This is a genomic window from Paenibacillus sp. GL_099_B, from assembly GCF_057835695.1.
The window spans coordinates 5,357,112-5,381,165 of the sequence record NZ_CM174430.1 but is presented as its reverse complement, the minus strand read 5'-3'; the positions used below and the strand labels follow the sequence as shown (position 1 = coordinate 5,381,165).

At 39.1% G+C, this 24,054-nt stretch carries 23 protein-coding genes; 20 read left to right on the top strand and 3 right to left on the bottom strand.

Going from position 1 to position 24,054, the window contains the following annotated elements; all coding sequences use genetic code 11:
• Positions 1-74 precede the first annotated feature (74 nt).
• The 17 genes from AC3ITG_RS24475 (at position 75) to AC3ITG_RS24395 (ending at position 18,748) form a co-directional block, all read left to right on the top strand.
• Positions 75-1,250 carry an acyl-CoA dehydrogenase family protein gene (locus AC3ITG_RS24475; RefSeq protein WP_413028349.1) on the top strand — a complete coding sequence of 392 codons (1,176 nt, stop codon included), beginning with the start codon at positions 75-77 and terminating at the stop codon, positions 1,248-1,250.
• Positions 1,251-1,293: 43 nt separating this feature from the next.
• Positions 1,294-2,559: an ABC transporter substrate-binding protein gene (locus AC3ITG_RS24470; protein WP_489251620.1), complete on the top strand. Its 1,266-nt coding sequence runs from the start codon at positions 1,294-1,296 to the stop codon at positions 2,557-2,559.
• A gap of 95 nt (positions 2,560-2,654) precedes the next feature.
• Positions 2,655-3,527 (top strand): carbohydrate ABC transporter permease, encoded by an 873-nt coding sequence (locus AC3ITG_RS24465; RefSeq protein WP_413028353.1) that lies wholly within the window; start codon positions 2,655-2,657, stop codon positions 3,525-3,527.
• A 2-nt stretch (positions 3,528-3,529) separates the two neighbouring features.
• A complete protein-coding gene (locus tag AC3ITG_RS24460) occupies positions 3,530-4,375 on the top strand; it encodes a carbohydrate ABC transporter permease (protein ID WP_413028355.1) in 846 nt (281 codons plus the stop codon).
• Between the two features lie 33 nt (positions 4,376-4,408).
• On the top strand, positions 4,409-5,809 hold the full coding sequence (locus AC3ITG_RS24455) for a Sapep family Mn(2+)-dependent dipeptidase (RefSeq protein WP_489251619.1): 1,401 nt from the start codon (positions 4,409-4,411) through the stop codon (positions 5,807-5,809).
• A 141-nt stretch (positions 5,810-5,950) separates the two neighbouring features.
• The gene (locus tag AC3ITG_RS24450; RefSeq protein ID WP_489251618.1) at positions 5,951-7,813 is read left to right on the top strand and encodes a sensor histidine kinase; all 1,863 of its coding nucleotides are present in this window, start codon (positions 5,951-5,953) and stop codon (positions 7,811-7,813) included.
• The gene (locus AC3ITG_RS24445) at positions 7,791-9,335 is read left to right on the top strand and encodes a response regulator transcription factor (protein ID WP_449006507.1); all 1,545 of its coding nucleotides are present in this window, start codon (positions 7,791-7,793) and stop codon (positions 9,333-9,335) included. Before AC3ITG_RS24450 ends, AC3ITG_RS24445 begins: the two co-directional genes overlap by 23 nt.
• Positions 9,336-9,559: 224 nt before the next feature.
• A complete protein-coding gene (locus AC3ITG_RS24440; protein WP_489251617.1) occupies positions 9,560-10,804 on the top strand; it encodes a sugar ABC transporter substrate-binding protein in 1,245 nt (414 codons plus the stop codon).
• Positions 10,805-10,898: 94 nt separating this feature from the next.
• Complete coding sequence (locus AC3ITG_RS24435) at positions 10,899-11,768, top strand: carbohydrate ABC transporter permease (RefSeq protein WP_489251616.1); 870 nt, start codon at positions 10,899-10,901, stop codon at positions 11,766-11,768.
• Entirely contained in the window at positions 11,768-12,604 is an 837-nt protein-coding gene (locus AC3ITG_RS24430) for a carbohydrate ABC transporter permease (RefSeq protein WP_413028362.1), read from the top strand. Before AC3ITG_RS24435 ends, AC3ITG_RS24430 begins: the two co-directional genes overlap by 1 nt.
• A gap of 48 nt (positions 12,605-12,652) precedes the next feature.
• Positions 12,653-14,266, top strand: a complete 1,614-nt coding sequence (locus tag AC3ITG_RS24425; RefSeq protein WP_413028363.1) for a glycoside hydrolase family 13 protein — start codon at positions 12,653-12,655, stop codon at positions 14,264-14,266.
• 47 nt (positions 14,267-14,313) lie between these two features.
• Entirely contained in the window at positions 14,314-15,288 is a 975-nt protein-coding gene (locus AC3ITG_RS24420) for an aldo/keto reductase (RefSeq protein WP_413028365.1), read from the top strand.
• An 82-nt stretch (positions 15,289-15,370) separates the two neighbouring features.
• Positions 15,371-16,015 carry a DUF1349 domain-containing protein gene (locus AC3ITG_RS24415; protein WP_489251615.1) on the top strand — a complete coding sequence of 215 codons (645 nt, stop codon included), beginning with the start codon at positions 15,371-15,373 and terminating at the stop codon, positions 16,013-16,015.
• A gap of 518 nt (positions 16,016-16,533) precedes the next feature.
• Entirely contained in the window at positions 16,534-16,941 is a 408-nt protein-coding gene (locus tag AC3ITG_RS24410; RefSeq protein ID WP_489251614.1) for a hypothetical protein, read from the top strand.
• Positions 16,942-17,126: 185 nt separating this feature from the next.
• Positions 17,127-17,693, top strand: a complete 567-nt coding sequence (locus AC3ITG_RS24405) for a DUF4367 domain-containing protein (protein ID WP_489251613.1) — start codon at positions 17,127-17,129, stop codon at positions 17,691-17,693.
• 171 nt (positions 17,694-17,864) lie between these two features.
• The gene (locus AC3ITG_RS24400) at positions 17,865-18,158 is read left to right on the top strand and encodes a hypothetical protein (protein ID WP_413028368.1); all 294 of its coding nucleotides are present in this window, start codon (positions 17,865-17,867) and stop codon (positions 18,156-18,158) included.
• Between the two features lie 77 nt (positions 18,159-18,235).
• A complete protein-coding gene (locus tag AC3ITG_RS24395; RefSeq protein ID WP_489251612.1) occupies positions 18,236-18,748 on the top strand; it encodes a pilus assembly protein in 513 nt (170 codons plus the stop codon).
• Between the two features lie 633 nt (positions 18,749-19,381).
• Here AC3ITG_RS24395 and AC3ITG_RS24390 read toward each other — a convergent pair.
• Positions 19,382-20,014 carry an FMN-dependent NADH-azoreductase gene (locus AC3ITG_RS24390; protein WP_489251611.1) on the bottom strand — a complete coding sequence of 211 codons (633 nt, stop codon included), beginning with the start codon at positions 20,012-20,014 and terminating at the stop codon, positions 19,382-19,384.
• A gap of 133 nt (positions 20,015-20,147) precedes the next feature.
• Between AC3ITG_RS24390 and AC3ITG_RS24385 the strand changes: the two genes are divergently transcribed.
• On the top strand, positions 20,148-20,507 hold the full coding sequence (locus AC3ITG_RS24385; RefSeq protein ID WP_489251610.1) for a winged helix-turn-helix transcriptional regulator: 360 nt from the start codon (positions 20,148-20,150) through the stop codon (positions 20,505-20,507).
• A 261-nt stretch (positions 20,508-20,768) separates the two neighbouring features.
• Complete coding sequence (locus AC3ITG_RS24380) at positions 20,769-21,389, top strand: hypothetical protein (RefSeq protein WP_489251609.1); 621 nt, start codon at positions 20,769-20,771, stop codon at positions 21,387-21,389.
• Between the two features lie 664 nt (positions 21,390-22,053).
• Here the strand turns inward: AC3ITG_RS24380 and AC3ITG_RS24375 are convergent.
• The gene (locus AC3ITG_RS24375; protein ID WP_163757833.1) at positions 22,054-22,905 is read right to left on the bottom strand and encodes an aldo/keto reductase; all 852 of its coding nucleotides are present in this window, start codon (positions 22,903-22,905) and stop codon (positions 22,054-22,056) included.
• Positions 22,906-23,081: 176 nt separating this feature from the next.
• Here AC3ITG_RS24375 and AC3ITG_RS24370 point away from each other — a divergent pair, with 176 nt between their 5' ends.
• Complete coding sequence (locus AC3ITG_RS24370; RefSeq protein ID WP_163757835.1) at positions 23,082-23,531, top strand: MerR family transcriptional regulator; 450 nt, start codon at positions 23,082-23,084, stop codon at positions 23,529-23,531.
• A gap of 239 nt (positions 23,532-23,770) precedes the next feature.
• Here the strand turns inward: AC3ITG_RS24370 and AC3ITG_RS24365 are convergent, their stop codons facing one another.
• Positions 23,771-24,052, bottom strand: a complete 282-nt coding sequence (locus tag AC3ITG_RS24365) for a GNAT family N-acetyltransferase (RefSeq protein ID WP_163757837.1) — start codon at positions 24,050-24,052, stop codon at positions 23,771-23,773.
• Positions 24,053-24,054 lie beyond the last annotated feature (2 nt).

Here is a 24,054-nt window from a genome sequence, read left to right as displayed (position 1 = left end):
CAAATTTCAAGGGAATAACATTACTATTAAACAAAGTAAACCAATGAGAATTATTAGAAAGGCAGTTGTTAATGATGACATACTCTGATTCTTCAGATCGTTTTATACGAAATGAGCGGGAAGCGAAAATTGCAGCAAGAGCAGATCAGCTAGCAAGGATTTTTGCAGAGCGAGCTCCTAAGCATGATCTTGAAGGAACATTTCCCTTTGAGAATTTTAATGAGTTAAGAGGTAGCGGATACCTTGCTCTTACCGTACCAAAGCAACATGGAGGAGAGGAAGCATCAATTTATGAACTGGTTCTTTCTCAAGAGCGACTGGCAAGAGGAGACGGCTCCACTGCACTAGCAATCGGGTGGCATATTGGTTTATTGAAGCAGCTTCATCTATCAGGAGCAATTCCAGAAGAACTTTTTAGTGAGCTATGTCTTGAGGTTGTACATGATGGGCTAGTATTGAACGAACTGGTAAGTGAGCGAGCAATGGGTAGCCCGACTCGTGGTGGAAAACCTGAAACAAAAGCAGTTAAGGTTGAGGGTGGCTGGCTGATAACGGGTCAGAAATCGTACTGTACGTTAAGTCCGATTCTTAACAAGTTTATTGTTGCGGCTACGATGTCGGATACCGATACTGTAGGATCATTTATCGTAGAAGCTGGCGATGGCGTCAAAGTGCTGGAGACATGGAATACGATGGGAATGCGTTCAACAGGCAGTCATGATATTGCCATGAATGAGGTGTTTGTTCCAGATCGATATCACATCCGTGGTAAAGCAAGTGACCAGCTGCGCAAGCCAGTCCCCACAGACGGTAATATGCTTCATATTCCTGCGTGTTATCTTGGAATTGCACATGGTGCCAGGGATTTTGCCCTTTCATTTGCTGCTAAACATCAGCCTAATTCATTACAAGTTCCAATTGCTGACTTGCCAAATATTAAGCGATTAATTGGAGAAATTGAACTTGATTTAATTACAGCAAGAACCTTCCTTTATGATACTGCAGATCGTTGGGATAAGGAAACGGGTAATCGCGAAAATTTGAAGATTGAGCTAGGTGTTGCCAAGCATCTTGCTACCAATGCGGCACTACGTGTTGTTGATCACGCGATGAGAATTGTAGGCGGCTTGAGCCTTTCTAAGGCTTTCCCGCTTGAGCGTATGTATCGCGATGTTCGTGCAGGGCTTCATAATCCGCCAATGGACGATGTTGTCATTACGAATCTGGCTAATCGCGCATTAGGGAAATAATCTCTATATGGTACATAAAAAGAAGTAGTTAGGGGAGAAAGAGATGAAAAGAAGTGCAAAGCTAGCTGTTACAGCTATGTTATTAATGTCCATAATTCTGACGGCATGCGGGAAGGAAAACGTAGCAGATAACGGAAATTCAAGCAAGAGCGATGTTGTTAAAATCGAGTTTTTCCAGCAGCAGGGTGAGGAAGCCATTCAAAATGCCTATCACGAAATTATTGCTGATTTTACAAAGGAATACCCGAATATTGCGATTAATATGAATACCGTGCCTGACCCAGTTAAAGTATTAACGTCTCGGTTTGCAACAAATGATATTCCACCCCTATTTACTGATTTTCCTACACAGCTTCAATTTAAGGAAAAAGTAAAAAATGGCTATATCGAAAACTTAAGCGATCAACCCTTTATTAAAGATGTTAACGAAAAATATTTGGATATGACTGTAGCAGATGACGGTGGATACTACTCTTTGCCGTACGCTCGAAATTATATGGCAGTATACTATAATATCAATCTATTTGAACAAAATAACGTGAAAATCCCAACCACCTATGCTGAATTTGTCGAAGCATGTAAATTGTTTCAAAGCAAAGGTATTACACCGCTTTATCTTCCATTGAAGGATGTAGGACACATCTTCCAAGCTACGAACATTGCTTTTGCACCTGGTGGCGTTGAAGAAATGGTTAAAGTGGCTAAGGGTGAAGGTCAAGTGGAAGGCAATCCGGTATTCTTGGAATTTGCCAAGAAGCTAAGAGAGTTAACGCAATATGCTAATAAGGATGCTTTTGGTGTGAGCGCTCAAATGATGCAAGAAGCATTTGCTAATGGTCAAGCCGCTATGATCATTTCTGGCTCATACGGCCGTGGGAATATTAAGGTTGCTAACCCTAATATGAAATTCGGTGCGTTCCCGCTTCCGAATGATACTGTTGATACAACGACAGCCTTATCAGGTGTCAATGCTTCCCTGTCCATCTCTGCAAAAGCTAAGCCTGAGGAAAAAGAAGCTGCGCTTACCTTCTTAAAATATATAGCTCGACCAGAGGTTGCTCAGAAATGGTCTGATCTCTCTGGCGAACCTTCCATTATTAAGGGTACAACCTATGGCGATCAATATTTACAGCCTATACTTGATTTTATCGACAATGGTAGAGTTCATGACTGGATGTCTTCAACGCTTGAAAGTGCGATTGTAACGGAATTATATAGTACAACTCAAGGTTATCTCATTAATAACGAGACGCCTGAACAGTACCTGAAGAACATTGATGAAACAATCAAGCTTAACGCTGTTAAATAAATATAATAGCTTTGATCTGAGCGACAATTTGAGAATTCAAATTGTCGCTCCCTATTTACTAGCTCTACGTTACATTGAGATGAGGAAGGTGCAGCATGATAGGCAAATTTCTAGAACGCTCAACTTATTTCTTATTCACGGTTCCGGCTATCATTCTGTATACACTATTTTTCGCTTATGCAGTTATTGTAGGTATTCAATATAGCTTTACGGATTGGAATGGGATTAGTTCTAGCTATAATTATGTAGGGTTTAGTAACTATACGGAGCTATGGAACAACCCGAATTTTAGGCAATCATTATTAGTTACTGGAAAGTATGCGGTGATGCTTGTAGCAGGAGTAATGAGTCTGTCATTAATTCTAGCTTTAAGCTTAAACTCTCTTAAGAAGCTTCAAACCTTTACAAAGTCGATATATTTCCTACCGGCCATCATTAGTGCTGTAACCATTTCGTTAATTTGGGACCAGGTATTTGTTCGAGTCATTCCTCCGATTGGTCAGAGCTTGAATATTATGGAATTATATCAAAGTCCTTTAGCCCATCCCAAGTATGCTTTAATGGCTGTTGTGATTGTTAACATTTGGCAGGCTGTAGCCTTGCCAACCCTTATCTTTATTGCAGGCTTACAATCGGTTCCCTCTGAGCTGTATGAAGCGGGTAGAATCGATGGGGCCAGTACCTTTAATCGTTTTCGTTATATCACATTTCCATTTCTAATTCCTACGATTACCGTAAATATGGTCCTTGCGATTAAATCAGGTATCACTTCCTTTGATTATGCCTATACGCTGACAGGTGGAGGTCCTGTGAAATCTACTAATGTTATTGGGATCATGATATACAATGATGCATTTCAGAATCTAAAGTTTGCGATGGCTAATGCGGAATCAGTTATATTGTTTATTATTATTGCAGTGCTATCCTTTATCCAAATTAAATTAACACGTAAAGGTGGTGTCCATTAAGTATGAATTTAGCGATACGAAAAGAAGGGCTTGGCTGGCGTATTCTCCGAAATATCATTTTACTTATTGGAATCATCATTATAATGGGGCCAATATATCTTGTCATAGTTAATTCCTTTAAGACATTAGAGGAGGCAGGCAAAGGTTTTTTCAGTTTTCCCAAAGCACTGAATTTTTCTAATTACGGAGAACTACTTTCTAAGGGGAATTACTGGAGAGTTGTATGGAATACGACCTTGATTACAATTGGATCTGTAATCATAGTTCTTATTATTAATCCTACCGTTGCTTATGCTATTGCTCGTAATCGACATAAGAAATATTATAAATTTTTATATCTCTATATCCTGTTAGGCTTGTTTGTACCATTTCAAGTGATTATGCTTCCTTTAACAAAAATTATGACCAATATTAATCTATTAAATCCTTTTGGACTCATTTTATTATATGGAGCGCTTAGCTTAACAAGAGGGGTATTCCTACTCGTCAACTATATTGAAGGAATGCCAACTGAAATTGAAGAGGCGGCAAGAATTGATGGCTGCAGCACTTTTAAAATCTATTATCTTATTACTTTACGTTTAATTATGCCGATGCTAGTTACGCTTGTCATTATGGATTCATTATGGTTCTGGAATGATTTTATGCTTCCACTACTAATTTTGAATAAAGCGAAGGAATTTTGGACACTCCCCTTATATCAATACAACTTCAAGACTGAATATTCCTTTAACTATACAATGGCCTTCACTTCTTATTTAATGGCGATGTTGCCTATTATTGTGATCTATGCAGCCGGCCAGAAGTACATAATCGCCGGGCTAACTGAAGGTGCAATTAAAGGATAATGAACAAGATAATCCAAGATTGGGGGGAAGTAAATGAGAGGTTTTGTTATTGAAGAACAGATTGAACAATGGATGGAGAAGCATAAGACAGAGCTATTAGAAGACATTGCTGGATTAGTAAGTATTCCAAGTGTGGCAAGCTATGATCCATCCTCTCCTCATCCTTTTGGGGGGAAATGTGCAGAGGCTATTCAGTATATATTGGATTTAGGTCAACGATATGGATTGCAAACGTTTAATCGGGAGTATTATTGTGCAGAAATTCGTATGGGGGATGAGGCAAATCGGTCTATTGGAATTTGGGGGCATGTCGATGTTGTTCCTGCAGGGGAGGGGTGGAGCTACCCCCCTTTTTTTTGTACACAAAAGGGCAATTTTCTCATAGGCAGAGGAGTGCAAGATAATAAAGGTGCAGTCATTGCTGTTCTTTATGCACTTAGATTTATTCAGGAACGGGGTATCCCCTTAAACTATCAGCTTCAGCATATTATCGGTAGTGGTGAGGAAATAGGGATGTTTGATGTTGCGTATTATCGTAAGCATTATCATGCCCCTGATTTCAATATTGTGGCGGATAGCGGATTTCCGGTCTGTTATGGAGAGAAGGGAATGCTCTCTGTTACCTTATGCTGTGATATTGCTGATTCGTCAATCCTTCGCATACAGGGGGGAGTGGCTTCTAATAGTGTACCTGGTTATGCTGAGCTTATTATACGACGTGATGAAGCAGCGACCGCCAAGCTATGCCTCCTGCCATCTCATATTCAGTATAGTCAGACGGATGAAGAGATTACATTATTCGCAGTCGGCAAGTCCGGGCATGCCGCGTTTCCTCAAGGTACTAGTAATGCGATAGCGATCCTTCTTGAGCCATTGTTGCAGAGTACATGGTTTGAGGAGTCTACACACTACCAGCTTGAGAAAATTTATGATATTTGCAAGCATTATGATGGGCGGGCATTAGGGATACATTGTGAGGATAAGCTATCTGGAGCTTTAACATGTGTCGGAACTTTGTTACAAGGGCGGGATGGAAGACTGGAGATAGAGTTGAATATTCGCTACCCTATTCATCAGTCATCCAAGATGCTGCTGCAGCAGTTGCAGGAAAGCGGCTTTACCCTGACTAATGTTCATGACAGTGAGCCGAGTTATTATAATCCTGATACGCCAGAGGTTAAGTGTCTCATGCAAGTATATCAAGTCGTAACAGGAGAGCAAGCGGAGCCATTTGTAATGGGTGGAGGTACTTATGCCAGAAAGCTGCCTTATGCGGTAGGCTTTGGCCCTGGTTTGCCGACTGATGTGTCAGAGCTTGACTTGCCTCCTGGTCATGGTCAAATTCACGGCCCAGATGAGGTGCAGTCTATTCCTAATCTGATCACTGCATTAAAGATTTATATTGTAGCACTACTAGAGCTAAATGAGCTATAAATCAGCCTTATCGAGAAACTCCAGACAACAGTATCTTCGCTTTAGAAGCTTCTTCGCCGTGCTGATGGATGATCTCAGGTATTTACAAGTTTCCTTATTGCTGTGCTACAATGTACGGGGGAATGAGTGGAGGGTGCCTAGATGAAGCTTGTCAAAGTGAGTATTATAACAAAAATTATTGTTAGCTTGATCGTAGCGACAACTGTCCCATTCATTATTTCAAATTATTTGTCGTATCAGATTACAGGCAACTCAATCAAACGCCAGCTAGTTGAGCTGAATCAAAATTCTATGTCAATTACGATGTCAGCATTGCAGTCTTATTTACATGAATTGTCACTACTAGGCTTGACGTACTTTTCTGATCCTGAGCTTGTTAGACTGTTGTCGGAAAAAAAACCTCAAAATCCTGCTGAAAGTGTCTATATTGAGCAAAGGCTTGAAAAAATATATGCGAATTATAGCGAGATAGGTGCAGTTTCTTACAAGAGCGCGCTAACAAACAAGCAGTTTAATATTCGAAATCATTATAATGAAATAGTGATCATTCCTGACTTTAAAGATCATGAGATGTCGGATGCACATAGTGAGCTGAAGCAACCGTTTCAAGTTACACTTAATAATAGAGAGCCAAGATTGCGTGTCAATAAGCCATTCATAGATATTTATACTCGAGAAGTAATCGGTTTGACTACCTTTGATGTTAAACCATTACAAATCAAAAATTTTCTTACTTCCTTAACAACAAGTGAGCAAGGACCGGTATACTTATTTATCGGAAATAATCTCGAACTACTCTATACAACTGCAGATGAGATGGATTCGACATCCGAGCTATCACTCTCAAAAGGAGTTAAACAACCCACGCAACAGGAGACTGCACAAAAAACTAGAGAACCATGGCAGGTAGAACTTTATCAAAGGCTTCATACACCCCAACTATCTACAGATAAAGGGGAACTACAAACTACTGAAGGCAGTTATGTCTATTTTACCAAGACAGATGAAAATGGTTTAATCATGACAATAGTTAAGTTTATACCTCGCACACTTATTAATAAGGCACGTAATTCTGCACTTGGTAAAACTTTGTTAATTCAAGCAGTTTCAATTATTTTTATTTCCATTTTGGCGACTTTAATCTCTTATTACATGTTGCGTAGGATTAAAATAATGTTTCAGCACATTAAGCAATTGCAAATGGGTAACTTCCAATTAAAGCGCAAGCCTGTACAGAAAACACCGGATGAGTTAGATTTGTTGGAAATTAGATTGCATGAAATGGCTGGTGAGCTAGACGAGCTATGGAATAAGCAATATCGTCATCAGCTTGAGTTATCGCAAGCTCGTTTGAAAATGCTGCAAGCTCAAATCAATCCTCATTTCTTATATAACACGTTGCAATCGATTGCAACTTTAGCAATTAAATCTAAAGCTCATGACGTCAGTGATCGACTTGCTGACTTTGCAGCTATGTTTCGCTATTCTATGGATATTGAGAACGAGGATGTTTCGCTAGAAGAAGAAATCGAACATATACAGCATTACATGGTACTTCAGCAAGGTCGTTATAAGCAAAGGCTTCAATTTGAGTTAGAATATCCAAATGAAGCGAGTTGTGTTCTTGTACCCAAAATGACTTTGCAGCCGCTTGTTGAGAATAGTATTATACATGGTTTAGAACGAGGAAATGGTCAAATTCATATAGTGATAAACATTGTTTTGACCAAACATTCATTGTTGATTGAGGTAATTGATAACGGAAAAGGCTTTACAGATCAGCAAATTGAACAGGTCAAAGCTGGTTACCTTGAGCAAGTTGTTGTATCGGAGAAGCGTGGAATTGGCTTGTCCAATGTATTGAAGCGATTAATGCTTTATTATGGAAACGGATTCACTTGGTCGATTTCTAGTAAGCCCTATAAAAAAACCATAGTAGCATTATCCTTGCCAATTGAATCATCAAGAGAGGGACAAGCAGATGAAGTTATTAATCGTAGATGATGAAGAGCATGTACGTGAAGGTGTTGAGCTATCGATTGATTGGCAACAGTATAAAATCAATCAAATCTTGATGGCTGAAAATGGATTAGAGGCATTGGAACTTGTACGGAAGCATATTCCCGAGTTAATAATTTGCGATATGAGCATGCACCTTATGGATGGCACAGAGTTTTTAGAGAAGCTTCGGGAGGAAGGCTGGGGCTCCAAAGTTATTGTGCTAAGCGGTTATCAAAAGTTCCATTACACTAGGGCGGCTCTGCTAGCTAACGGTGTGGATTACTTACTAAAACCATTTAAAATTCGTGATCTGGAAAAGGCTATTCAAAAAGCATGCAATCAAATAAAACAAGAGCAGGAAGTAAGGTTAAAGGAACTTAGCACTAATTTTCGTTTAAATGAAGTGAATAATCTTGTTATGGAGCAGAGGTTTTCTCGCTTAATTGAGGAAGAACAGGTTTCTAAAGAAGAGCTTAATACTTTTCTTACTACCATTGGAATCAACCCTGATTATTTTTATGTAGTTTCTTTTTTACCCAGAAATAAAGATGCGATTGTAAAGAAACATTTCGCTCGAGACGAGCAACTGTTTAATTATTCGATGAAAAATATTGTTAAAGAGCTGGTTGAATCGCTGGGGAGTTGGTATGTGCTTCAACATGAAGAATTTATCATTGTGTTTATAAGTTCTAATTATTTACTTGCAGATATAGAGATATCAGTAAAAAAAATACAGGATGCATGGAAAAGAACTTTGCGCCTATCTTCATTTTCTGGTTTCTATAAAATGAGCCTGACCGCTAGTAGACTTCAATTAGCTTTGTTTGAGGAAAAATCAATGATTCTTAATTGCAATATTTTTGATCATATTAAGAGTGGCCGAAAGTCATCAGCCATTAACTTTTTTATAGATAAGGAACGAGTTATTTTAGAAGCAATTCTCGCAAAAAACAAACAATATCTTCATGAATTGGTTGAGTCTTTTAAAATGGAGTTGGCATCGTATGAGTTTGTAAGCATAAGAGAGCTCCAGCACTATACCGTAGAAATCAACCTTCTGCTCGTGCGAATTTATAGTCAAATTAACAGTGATAACTTTCATGAGACGATGCCGCTTTGGATATCACAACTGGAAGAATGGTCCTCAAAACTTAAACAAATTTTTAGTGATATGCTAGAATCAATCAACTACAGTAGGCTGGAAATAACTCATGTTCAGTCTATCGCTGCGGTAAGAAATTACATTAACGATCATATGAAGGAAGAGGTTACATTATCGGGTTTGGCAGAAATATTTCATTTTTCACCGCAATATCTGGCGAAAAAGTTTAAAGAAGAGTATGGCACAACGATTATGAATTATCTTACTCAGTTAAGGATAGAAAAAGCATTCTCATTGCTTGGTCATACCGAGTTATCCATTCAAGAGGTTGCGAGTGAAAGTGGCTTTGAAAATTTAAATTATTTCAGTAAAGTATTTAAAAAACATACTGGTATCACACCAAGCGCTTATCGAAAAAATTAAAAATGTAACATAGAACACATTCGTTTCCAGATTACTTCTGTCGAAAATATTGACGGCAGTTGTTGGAAATGAATGTGTTTTATTATTAATACTTTATTAAGCAATTCAGGTTCATAATTTACTCATTTAGGCGAATATTACACCTGTAATCGGTAATTTTTTATAGTTATAATCAAGCTTATGTTGTGAAATAAATTCCAAATACGTGATAGGGGGAAGAAATAATGAAGAGAAGATGGGGTCTTGTATTACTTACTACTATGCTTTTTATTTTTTTAACAGCATGTAGTAACAATACGGATGAAGGAACAGGTGATGGCAGAAATAATGTTGAGAAGCTTGCTAAAATTACTTTATTTCAAAGTAAAGTTGAAATTGCTGAGTCACTTGAGAACTTGGCATCTAAGTATAAAAAAGAAACAGGAAATGAAGTTGAGGTCTGGGGTTCCGCAGGTGATTCCTACATTACACAGTTACAAACAAAGTTAGCTGCTAATGAAGGTCCAACCATTTTTTCTGTGCAACAAGGTGTTGAAGCTGAAAAATTTGCATCATATTTCTATGACATGACGAATGAATCTTATACTAAGTATATCGTTCCAAATATGGAATTGGAAATAGACGGTAAAATTGTAGGTGTTCCAATTGGAATAGAGGGGTTTGGGCTCGTTTACAATAAAAACTTATATGATCCTTCAACTGTTAAAGACACAAAGTCATTAATACAAGCTCTTGAAAAATTCAATGCTGATGGTATCAATGGTTTGGGTCTGTCTCAAACAGCGTATTTCTTGATTGGACATATTATTAACGCGCCATTTGCATTGCAAGAAGATCCTGTAGCTTTCATTAAGAAAGTAAACAAAGGTGAAGTTGATTTGAAGGAAATACCAGAATTCCAGGAGTTCTCCGAATTGATGGCAGCTATTCGTGCTTATACTGTTAATCCACTTGAAGTAACTTATGATAGACAAATGGGTGATCTGGCAACAGGTAAAACAGCAATTGTGCACCAAGGTAACTGGAGTTACAGTATGCTTGCTGACTATGAGGATATTAATATTGGTATGGCTCCTGTTCCGATCGTTGGAAATGATAAATTGGAAGTGGGCATCCCAGCTGGTTGGGTTATCAATAATAAAGCATCTCAAGAGCAAATTACAGCAGCTAATGCGTTCTTGGAGTGGTTGTATACTAGCGAGACAGGTAAAAATACAATTCTTAATGATTTTGGTTTTGTTCCAGCGGTTACAACGATTGAACCAATTGGCTTAGATCCATTATCGCAGCAAGTTTATGAAGCAGCACAATCTGGAAATACAATTCCTCGGGCTTTGAATTATTTCCCACAAGGAATTATCATTAATGATCTTACACCGCTAGCATCTGAATTTTTCCTTAATCCTTCAATGACACCAGAACAATTCCTTGATAAACTTCGTGATGTTTGGGTAAAAGCTGCTAATTAATACAATGCATACATTTTGAAAGCCTAAACCCTTATAAAAGGTGTTAGATGTTCCTATTTTCTTCTAAGTCAAACTTGATAAAAGGGAGTTTCGTATGCCAAATAAAAAACTATGGTATTTCATATTCACTATGCCGCTGTTTTTGGTTTTTTTTATTGTTGTTCTTGTTCCGTTTTTGATTGGAATTTACTATTCCTTCATTGATTGGGGGGGAATTGAGGGTACCCCTAAAGTATTTGTTGGTTTTGATAATTATACTGCCTTGTTGCAGGATAAGCGTTTTCTTACATCTTCGTGGAATACAATAAAATTCACTATATTTGCACTAGTTAGCGTTAATTTATTGGGTTTAGTTTTTGCTTTGCTGGTTACTTCTGGATTCAAAACAAGTAATCTTGTTCGCACGCTATTGTTTATGCCGAATCTTATTGGTGGCTTGATTCTTGGATACATCTGGCGCTTCATTTTTACAGATGGAGGTAACCAAATAGGGTTATTAACTGGATTGGATAATATATTCTTTAATTGGCTTATAGATCCAAATTATGCTTTGCTTGCATTGGTAGTTGTCTTCACTTGGCAGATGGCAGGCTATACGATGGTTATCTATATTGCTGGTATTCAAGGGATTTCTGATGAAGTAATGGAGGCAGCTAAAGTTGACGGAGCAAATATATGGCATCGCATGACCAAAATCGTATTTCCGTTATTAATGCCATCGTTCACAGTTTGCTTATTTTTAACTTTGTCGGGTGCGTTCAAAATCTACGATGTTAACTTGTCATTAACTAATGGCGGCCCAATTCACCATACCGAGTTGTTTGCTATGAATGTATTTAATGAGATATTTGGATATGGTAATTATGGGCTTGGTCAAGCAAAAGCAATTCTGTTCTTTATCATTATTGCGCTTGTAACGATTACTCAAGTCATCATTACTAAGCGAAGAGAGGTGCAGATGTAATGAGTAAGACTAAAAATGGAATACTCTCTTTGTTAATCGTAATTATCTCACTGGTGTTTTTATCACCAATTTACATTGTAATTGTTAATTCATTTAAAACACGGGCCGAATTATATGAAAATGTACTATCTTTACCAGGCACCTTCAGCTTCGAATATTATATAACAGCAATTAAGAAAATGAACTTCCTAGTTGCACTTGGAAATTCACTATATGTGACGATTGTAACTGTTATTTTTGTCATTGTGCTTGCTTCAATGACGGCATGGATGCTTGTACGTCGCGACAATGTCATGAGTAAAATCATTTTCTTCTTGTTTGTAGCGACGATGCTTATTCCATTTCAAACATTAATGATGCCACTTATGCAAGTGATGGATTGGATACGTACTTATTTACATTTGCCAGTTCTTAATACGCATGGAGGATTGATCTTTATGAATATTGGCTTCCACGCTGGCATAGCTGTATTTCTATATCACGGTTTTATTAAATCTATCCCTGTAGCTCTAGAGGAAGCGGCTGTTCTTGATGGTTGCAGTACATTAGGCGTATTCTGGAGAATTGTATTTCCTTTACTAAAAAGCATATCAGTAACAGTAGCGATTCTCGATGTTATTGCTTCATGGAATGATTACTTGCTTCCGTCACTGGTGCTATCTGAAAAAGGTTTGCGAACTATTCAATTATCAACGTTCTATTTCTTCGGCGAGTTTACAATTGTTTGGAATCAAGCGATGGCAGGCTTGACATTAACCATTATCCCTATTGTTATTTTTTATGCTATAGCTCAAAAATATATTATTAAAGGGATTGCAGCAGGGGCAGTAAAGTGAAATTTATCATTTGTACAAGCCAGATGAATTGCAAGGGGGAGAGCATAAATGAACAAAACATGGTGGAAAGAAGCGGTTGTCTATCAGGTGTATTGGCGCAGCTTTTATGACAGCAACGGCGATGGATATGGGGATCTTGAGGGGGTATATAGCAAGCTGGATTATATTCAAAGCCTAGGTGTGGACGTCATCTGGCTAAATCCATGCTACGATTCGCCTGACGTCGACAACGGCTACGATATTGCGGATTACCGTTCGGTTATGCCAAAGGCGGGCACGATGGCCACATACGAGAAGTTGCTGGCTGCCGTCCATGACCGCGGAATGAGGCTTATTATGGATTTAGTCGTCAATCACACCTCCAATCAGCATGCCTGGTTTCAGGAATCGCGATCCAGCATCGAATCTCCAAAGCGCGATTATTACATTTGGCGCAAGCAACCGAATAATTGGCGTTCCTACTTCGCCCCCTCCGCTTGGACATACGACGAAACAACGGGTGAGTATTACTTCCATTCCTTCTCTGACGAGCAGCCGGATTTGAATTGGGAGAACGAGATGGTACGGGAGGAAGTATATGATTTTATGCGTTTTTGGCTGGATAAAGGGATCGACGGCTTCCGGATGGACGTCATCAATTTGCTTGCCAAAATCCCGGGCTTCCCGGACGCCGAGCGGCCCGAGGATATTTCGTATTTGGGCAATAACCCCGGAATTCACGAGTATTTGCAGGAAATGCATGACAAAGTGTTAAAGCATTATGATGTGTTTACAGTCGGCGAAATTCCGTTCGTGAACCCCGAGGACGGCGTGCTCTACGTCGGCGAGGACCGTGGAGAGTTAAACACGCTTTTCCACTTTGAAGTGTGCGATTATATGGCCCATTGGGATTTGCCGCGCTTCAAAAAAATCCAGGATCACTGGTACAAGTGCTTGTGGGGGAAGGGGTGGAACTCCCAATTTTTGAACAATCATGACCATACGCGGGTTGTATCGCGTTTCGGCAACGATACCGTATATCGAGAACAATCGGCCAAATGCTTCGCCACCCTCATTCACACCCTACCGGGCATGCCTTATATATATCAAGGCGAAGAAATTGGGATGACGGGTATCCGGTTCGATTCTATCGACGAATATAACGATATTGCAATGAAGAATAAGTATAAGGAAGAGGTCGGAAAAGGCCGCGATTCGGAGGCAGTACTAAAGGAGCTTCAGCATCTATCCCGCGATAATTCCCGCACTCCTATGCAGTGGAATGACGGATCACAAGCCGGCTTCACAGAAGGACAATCGTGGATCGGCGTCAATCCTAATTACAAGGACATCAATGTCGAACAAGCTCTGGCGGACGAGAATTCTGTTTTCTATTACTACAAGCAGCTCATCGCTTTAAGAAAGAGTAACGAGGTCATGGTTTATGGCGACTTCGAGACATATCTGGATCAGCATGAGCAGATTTACGCTTATACGAGAAAGCTCGGAGAGGAGTCATGGTTGGTGCTGCTGAACATCTCGGAGCAACCAGCGACTTGCAGCGTCTCCGACCTCGGCGTAGGGAAGCTGGGCGACATCGTCATCGGCAATAACCCTGAACGAACCAATCAGGATGTGGTGATCGATTTCCTACCTTACGAGGCTATTGTATATCGGGTGTAAGAAAAGCATGTAAGAATGACAAAAAATCATGATATGGAGGATGGAGAATGAAACCATTGCAATTGGAAAAACGAGGAATATCCACAAGTCGTATGGTGATGGGATGTATGGGATTGGGCGGTGGCTGGAATCAAAATCCAATCACAGAAGAAGATATAAAGCAGGCCCATCAGGCAGTTGATGCAGCACTCTCAATTGGTATTAATTTTTTTGATCATGCGGATATTTATACCTTTGGAAAAGCAGAAATTGTATTTGGGCAAGTTTTAAAGGAACGTAAAGATCTGAGAGAAAAAATACTAATTCAATCTAAATGTGGTATTCGCTTTGAAGACGGTCCAGGAAGGCCCGGAAGATATGATTTTTCTTCTGACTATATTCGCAACAGTGTCGACGGAATCCTAAAAAGACTTGGGGTTGAGTATATTGATTCTTTACTACTACATCGTCCAGATCCACTGATGGAACCGGAAGAAGTTGCTGAAGTAATTCATGAATTAAAAGAATCCGGTAAAGTAAGACACTTTGGTGTCTCGAATATGAGTGCAGCACAAATCAAACTGCTACAATCCTATTCTAATGAACCATTAATCATCAACCAACTGGAGATGAGTCTGGCTAAACTTGATTGGTTAGAAATGGGAGTACTTGTAAACCATAATGAACGTATAAATGCTCATTTCCCTGAAGAAACTTTAGAATACTGTCGTCTTGAAAATATACAAATTCAAGCCTGGGGATCTTTAGCACAAGGGCTGTTTTCAGGAAGAAATTTAGAGGGTCAAACCGAATCTATAAAAGAAACAGCATTACTAGTTAAAGATATGGCTGATCAAAAAGAAACATCACCCGAGGCAATTCTATTAGCATGGCTATTGAGACATCCCGCAGGGATTCAACCTATTTTAGGTACTACTAGACCAGACCGTATTCAAAAATGCGGGGAGGCAATGAATCTAACTATGACGAGAGAAGAGTGGTATTCTCTATTTGTAAGTTCAAGAGGCAGACGACTACCATAGGAAAAATGTGTTGTTATCCGTATACAATATACGATGATAATTTAGATCAATAATTCTCACGATAGAGTTGCTGGAGGTATCTATGAATCAGGTGAATTTTATAAGTGAAGATATCGGAAACGTTGATTTAAAAGGTTCTATTGAAAAGGTTGATACAGGGTACGATGTAATTGCAGGCGGGCAAGACATCTGGGGGACGTCAGATCAATTCCATTTTAGCTATGTAACGATTCATGATGATTTCGATATGGCAGTAAGGTTAGAATCACTTAGTATGGCTGATCTCTATACGAAAGCGGGCCTAATGGCTCGTAAATCATTAGTTGCTGATAGTGAGCATGTATTCTTTATGGTTTTTCCTGATAATAGCTCACGAAATAAAAATAATGGTGGTTATGAATTTCAATATCGGGAAAAGTCTGGCGGTGATTCTTTAGCAATATATCCTAAGGATTATAGCTCAGAACCAGCAGAGTTCCCAATTAATTATCCAAATACTTGGTTAAGGCTAAAGAGGTCTGGTAATGTTTTTTACGGATTCTATAGCACAGACGGTGAGACCTGGATATTATATTCGATTCATGAAATGAAAATCGATCGAACTGTCTATTTAGGGTTAGCTGTCACTTCGCATAATGAGAACAATACGGTGAAAGCATCATTTAGGGATATAACGATCACAAGTAACTCCATCGCCTCCGAAAAGGTCTGGTCTGGGTTTGATTAACGCTCATTAACGCTCACGAATCTATGCTGATTATAATTACAAAAAGCAACCATCTAACGAGGGTCAAATGGTTACTTTTGAATCCGCTCAAAAGCAATATGCTAGAAAAGCCATTGTCTTTTACAGACAATGGCTTTTCTAATTACAGAATCATAAAAGTGTTGCGTCACATCATATCTTAATTTTTTACTGGAAAAGTCGGAAAGGACAAGAAATTGTACCGATTATCGATTAGATAAGTATTTGTATTTGCAAGCGATGCAGCATACGTACATTCAAGTATCCCTGATGATATGTACAAAGTAAACGTTAAATGGCCAAATCTACATTGTAGACTCTGAAGCCAGATGTTTGGATATTACTGCACTTCATAAAGGCTTGTCATGATATACAGTATATCGGAAAGTGGAGATCTGGAGGAGATAGCAGTATCAATAATCTATCATGTTCTGTAATGGACATAGGTTGTGAAGCTCGGTATGGACAACTCTACCTTACTCACCTGGAGGTGAATAAGTATGTTACGAAAAATACTTTTAAATGTTTCTGTAATAATGCTGATCTCAGGAATAACGCAGTCTACGAATTTATTTGAAGAACATCATGTTCAATCTCATCAATTAACTCCGGTATTTAAACCTACAGAGAGTAACAATGACTTGGAACTAAAATCAACATGTTCTAGCAAACCAGTACAAGATCCTGATCTAAGTCCACACTTAGATCAGGATAAATTCAGATTCAATGGTCAGATATCTACAGAACATGGTACTTTTGCATGGGCAGAAAAACAGACAATTTTCAACGAATCCGAAATAGCCCGTGAATTAAATCAAGTCAACGATAAGACTAAACAATTGATGATTCCTATGTTTTGGATTGGATCAGTATATCTCAGAGTAGATGATGACGCTGGAGAGAGTTAGAGAATAACATTTAAGATTATCAACTGAAAATCATTTGCCCTTCATTAAATATAAGCTGGTCCACACGAATAATGGCGGAAATCTCAGAGTAACAGACTCTGGGATTTTTTGTGTTTAAATTAAGGGGAAGAATAATTGAATTAAACAATGGCATAATATTACCAAAAAATATGGAGGGAATGCCATTGCTTAAACGAATTGTTTCATTGATTTTTATCTTTACGCTTTCTGTTGGAATCAACAATGACCTACTCATCGCATCAGCTAAACCTACGCTAGCTTTTTCAAATGTTGATTTGGACAAGCTGCAAACTGCTGCGGATTTCAAACTCTTTACGCCGTCTTGCTCGGATCAAAGCTATAAATTAGAAATTAAGGAACCTTACCCGTTTGTTTTTGTTCCTAGTCCATCCGTTTCAAAAGTTAGACTTCATTTTTTTGATGAATCAGGACAGACATATTTGTTTGGAATTGAAGAACATAAAGCTGGTGGATATAAAATAAACCGAGTTGTCACTAACGTCGATGTTCGTAATCGAACAAGTACAACAAGAACTATAGTCGAGGATTTTAAATTAAATGAACATGGAGAGAAAATTAACATAAATGGAATCCAAGGGCGATTTGAACCATGGGCTAACCATATACCAGGAGGATACCTACGATGGGTACAAAATGATACTTTCATTGAAATGGACAGCGGAGAATTAACTAGAGAGGAAATGATCGCGTTAGCAAAATCAATGAGATGATTCGGTAATTCAAACTAATGGAAAACGAAAGCAATTAAGGCTGCCAGCTTACATGGGAGCCTTTTTAATATTTGACTTTAAGTAGACTATGAAAGCGGAATGACTTGTATCCTTGAAATTAAACAACAAATTCGATATAAATCCGTTGTAGTATGAGAGAGGTGATATGATGTGACAAAAATGAATAGTTGGATCTTAATGTTGGTATTAGTGGTATCCATGATATTTGCTGGGTGTTCATCAACAGAAAAAAATGAAGATACTGTGACTCAAAGTGTAGTAGCATCTGATTTTGTTCTCGAAGTAACAACGCCAACTATTATAGTTACTGGTGAAGCAATAAAAGTAAAAGGGACTCTTAAATATACGGGTATTAAATCCATTGAAGTTTCCCATGGAGAACCAATCATTCGTTTTTTCTTTTCGGGTAGCCATTTTGTGAATTACAGATGTAACTTTCATTGATTTGATAGCGTTATTAATAACGAGGAACGTCTGATAGGTTCTAGAATAACTAATAAATGAATACGAGGGATAAAGTTGTGAAAAAAAAGGGACTTTTTTTTGCTGTTTTATTATTATCTTTAACAACAGCGACCTTAACTGCCTGTGATTCAACCAGTCCAACTCAAGAGAATACCTCTACTCCAAAGTCTGGTGTATTATCAAGCAAGTCAACAAGTACAACCCTTACTAATTCTTTAAGTGAAGAAGAGGATAAACCCTCGCACTATATTGCTTCTGGGGGCGCAACGGTACAGCAACCCTTTTCAATAAATCCTGAATATGTACATATAAAACTTTTAATGAAGAACAATAGTAGACACGAAGTCAATGTTAGTTTAACACACTTAGAAACTAGTAAAGTATATTTCGCTATAACGATTGCTGCCGGGGAATCTTCGGATTGGATAAATATTAATCAAGGTTTCACGCAAGGCATGCGTACTGGAGGCTACTTGCTTCAATGGAGCGGTGGCGGTTATAACGTTGATGGGGAAGTATGGGGAGCAGCTGGTTCAGACCCGGACGATACTGCTCCTCTATCTTATTGAACTAACGGGCAGATTAGTTTTAATTTGTGGTGTCACTGCGCTAAATCACTAGAACAAGCTGTATGGTAAAATATAGGGGTGTTATTCAAAAAAAATGAGGAGGCAACAAAGATATAATGGTCAATGACCTATACCGAAAAATTGGTCCCTTCTTACTAAAGAAAAATCTATTTCAGTTAGCATTTCAGTTTTTTATTTCAGCGTTAATCGGAGTTATATATACATTTATGATCATTGATGAAACAATAGGTGGCTATATTAATAAAGTATTACCCAGTAAGGATGGACCGGATCTTTATCATTATCTGCCCATTGTGATCACTGTGTTAATTTACTCGTGTTTCATTCAAAAAAAAGAAAGAATTTTTCTAGAAAAAATCTCATTCAGTTGTCTTCATATTTTGATTGCAATACTAAGCTGTATTTCTTCTCTTATCGTTATAATGATGGTTCAATTCCGAATGATGTAACTAATAAGTTATTACTTTAATGGGAAAGGTTGGTTAAATAAAACAAGAAGGCAGCCGATTTATGTAACCGGCTGCTTTCTTGTTAAAACGGAAAACGATAACTCAATAAACTAAGAAGACAGCCGACCAACATGATCGGCTGTTTTGTTTAATTAACGTGAGATCAGAAACGTTTGGCAACTTCCTTTGCTTTTGCAATTGCTTTTTCCTTAATAATTGGTGCTTGCTCTAATGATGCCGTTCCCTCCACAAAAATTGCCTCAATAGATTGAATACCATAGAAATGTAATATCTTTTGTAGATAGCTGTATCCCATTTCAATCGGAGCAAGTGGACCTTCCGAATAAACGGATCCGGAAGCTTGAATGTGTAATGCTTTTTTGCCGGACAACAGACCCACAGGTCCATCCTTGGTATATTTGAAAGTCTTACCCGGAACTGAAGTCACATCCGTGTATGCTTTCAGAACCGGTGGGATCGAGAAATTCCACATAGGTGAAACATACACATACTTATCGGCAGCCACGAATTGGTCTATAATCGTCTCATGACGAGCCACTTTTGATTTCTCAGCATCAGTCAGTTGATCGAAAGACGAACCTGATCGCATCTTTCCCCAACCGCGTAAGACATCAGCATCGATTTGCGGAATGTTCTCTTGGTACAGGTCTAAATAAGCAACTTCATCTGTTGGATTTGCCTCACGGTATGCTTCAATAAATTCATTTCCAACTGCGAGGCTATAAGATGACTGAGGATCAAGAGGATGTGCGGTGATGTATAGTACGGTTGACATGAATTAAAACTTCCCTTCTGTAATTAAATTAAATACACTTTCTGAATTAATCATATCGCATATATACTATTTGTGAAGTACGCACAATCATGTGGTATAGTATTAAAAAAGGTACTGTAACGGAGGAGAACACATGCAAAAGGACCCTGTCCAATGTCAATTCGTTGTTGCGCTGGATTCAATTGTCGGCAAGTGGAAGCCGATGATTCTTTATCATTTGTTTCAAGGTGAACCTTTGAGGTTCAATGAATTAAAAAGATTGCTGCCTGATATCACGCAAAGGATGCTTACGCTCCATCTGCGCGAGTTGGAGGAGGAAGAGATCGTGAAGCGAGTCATTTATCCTCAAGTCCCTCCGAAAGTGGAGTACTCGATCACGGAATACGGCATGAGCCTTTCTCCGATTTTGGAAATTTTACATCAATGGGGGAAGGCCCATATCGAGAGAAAGCAGCTCAAAAAAGCGGAAAATGAAGATACAAAATCGGAATAGCGTTACTTTTGTCATTATTCTTCAATAGACGTTAAAGTCGCTAATTTAGCGGCTTTTTTTGTTTTATTGGTTTAAGTTCTTGTCTCGAGTCAAGATAAGAACTTGTACCTGTTGCCGAAATGGACAAACATGGTTCGATTAACGATTAGTCACTAAGCTAACGGGCAGTTTAGTTTAATTCCTACGTAGAACAAACTATTTGAGCGGGGGCTAAGTTATACTAAAGGGCAGAATACCAAGAAGCTTAGGAGGAGTAGGAAGATGATTCGGGGTGTAATTATCGAAGGGATGTCTACTGTAGGGAAAACATCATTATTTTCTGCAATAAAGAGATTACATAGTCAAACACAGAATAGTGAAAAAACTATAATTGCAATAAGTGAACACTATTCACAAGTATTGCATTCATACCAAGGTGTTTTAAGATCAATGGATAAGGATGAACATATTTCACTTCTAAAGCGACATGTTGATTATCTGGAACAACAATACGATTGGATTAACTCTCTTGGTCATTCAAAACCATCAAAAGGTATATTTTTTCTTTTAGAGAGGTTTCATGTAAATCATAGAGCCGCATTTAAAGCCTCTCCTGAGATTGAGTTGCTTGAGAAACGTCTATCCAGGATGAATGCACATTGTGTACTCTTAACCTTGACCCCGGATGCTGTTGAGTCTAGGTTTATTGAAAGTCGCGGTGAAGCGTGGAAGTCATATGTGATGGGAAAGTCTACTACTCCCCAAGTATGTGAAACGTTTTTAGATAATCAAGAAAAACTTCGAATGGCTACGAAACAGTCATTGATTCCAACTTTAGAGATTAACACAGATGAAGCAGACTGGGAAGTTTATGCGAAACGAGTCCTTATGGATTTACGTTAAACGAAGGCGCTCACAGTGGGAAATAGACTATTTCTCTGTGAGGATATCTGGGTTCACAGAATCTAGTATTCTTACAATCGATATTACGGAGTATTAAATAGGGTGAGAGAAATTATTCCAAATATGTATCAATATTCTTAGGCGAGGAATACAATACTTTGAATCTCTATGAACAAGAGGTGGAAAACAGCTATGAAAAATAGAAACATAACAGGTATTGTAGTGGCAGTAATTTATTGTGTTGTCCTTTATGTTTTTTTAACTGATGCTCCCCTGGTGAAGCTCCAAATAATCCGCGATGGGTATATTCATTGATTCCACTTGGCGCTGTTGTAATTACGTCGCTTTTTGATTATGTGATCAAGTTCGATTTCTTTAGAAAAAAGAAAAAGAAATCGAAAAAAGTGAAGAATGAAATGTGGTCATAGCCCCGTCAAGTAGACAATAAAAAAGAGATTTTATTAAGGTGACTCTCTCCCGGAATCAATCGGGGAAAGGTCGCCCAGTTTGTTTTGGAAACGTTCCATGATGTAACACGCAATACAGTTCCCATGCCAAGTAACCTGTCCTCTTTTTCACTGTCTACCATGAGGGGATAATACCACCGGCCTATCCCTTCTATAGACAGGGATAAACGTGTGATGAGTTTAAGATTCGATCATGGTTACAGATCGAATTTCCAGTTGCCCATTCTCTCGGCGACTTCGGGATCGTGGTAGGATAAGAAGAGACTTTCCCGCGTATCGAGAGCTGAGATTTGTTCGATATCAGCCGTACTCAGCTCAAAATCGAAAATGTCAAAGTTTTCGATGATCCGTTCTTTTTTCGTCGATTTTGGAATGACAACGATTTGACGCTGAACAAGCCAACGCAACACGACCTGAGCGACGGATTTGTTGTGTTTTTCTGCGATGGAGACTAGCACTTCGTTGCTGAACATGTTATTAAGTCCCTCAGCGAACGGGGCCCACGACTGATGCTGCACTCCCTGCTCTTTCATAAAAGCGGCGCTCTCTGTCTGCTGGTAGAACGGATGCGTTTCAATCTGGTTAACAGCTGGAACGATGTCATTATGCATGATGAGGTCCATCAGACGGTCAGGCAGGAAGTTGCTGACACCGATCGCCTTGATCTTACCCTCGCGGTATAATTCTTCCATTGCACGCCAAGCACCGTAGTAATCGCCGAACGGCTGGTGTATAAGGTATAGATCGAGATAGTCCAGCTCTAACTTTTTCAAGGATTTAGCAAAAGACAGCTTGGCTCTCTCGTAGTTGGCATCTTGAACCCAGAGTTTGGTCGTGATGAACAGTTCCTCACGTGGTACGCCACTGCGCTTAATCGCACGACCGACCGCTTCCTCGTTCAGATAACCTGAAGCGGTGTCGATCAGGCGGTAACCAGCCATCAGTGCTTCATATACGGCGTTCTCGCATTCTTCAGCATCTGGAACTTGGTAGACACCAAAGCCAATGATCGGCATTTTCACTCCATTGTTTAATGTTACGGTTTGCATTGTAATTCCTCCCAGTGTTTAAATGTAAGATGCAAATGGCCTCGATACTCGGAAAATCAGGCTCCTCAGAGCAGCGCTTCCGCATACGGTAGATTTGCATTACAATAAGCCTATCACCTTCGTGTTACACGAAGGCAAGCCGTCATCCAACATTTATTTTTCAAGGAGGGTTTTATATGCATACGGTCAAAGAAGCGGCGCTGATCACGGGACTTACCGAGCATGCTGTACGCTTCTATACGGATAAAGGACTGGTGCCAAGTGTACAGCGCAATCAAAACAATATTCGGATGTTCGACGAAGAATCGATCAACTGGCTGCATGGCATCAAATGCCTCAAGCAATCCGGGATGTCTATTGAAGTCATTAAAATGTACGTTGATTTCTGTCTTGAAGGGGATTCGACCATTCCGCAACGCTACAAACTTATGATGGAGCATAAAGAAGCGGCACTTAATAAGCTCGAAGAAGCCAAACAGCACATCGCTCATTTGGAACAAAAGACTGCTTTATATCAAGCAATCATGGAGCACCGCTCTCCAGACACAACCAATCCCGGTAACTGGGATAAAATCAAACATATGCATAGTGACGTATTTTACGCGTCCTCTGTTCAGAAGGCCTAACGGATGGATAGATTCATGTACTCGCGATTCTTAATCTATACAGTTAGTTGTTTAATATGAATAGAACTCCCCCCTCTATAGAGAGTGGGAGTTCTTCATGTATCAAAATCAGAAAATGTTGACCTATTTTTATGAATACGGGGATATTCACAGATAGAAAAAGAGCCTGAGGAGGACGAAGAAATTTCGTCCCTGCAGGCTCTTCTCTGTTATTATTGTCATAATTATATTAATAGGGGTTATTTATGGAGGACATCCGCGTATTCGGAGATCCGTTCGAATCGTCCCTTGGCAAACGGGCATAAGGGTAAAATCTTAATACCATTTTCCCGCGCGTATTCCACCATAGCTTGGATAAGCTTATCGCCAAGCCCTTGTCCCCGGTAAGCATTTTCCACAAAGGTGTGATCAATGATGTAAAGCTCCGGGTTAGAGATTACATAGGTCATCACCGCAGCAATTCCGCCATCATCTTGAATAAGAAATCTTTTGTTGTCGGTATCATGTTCTGCAATATGCATGT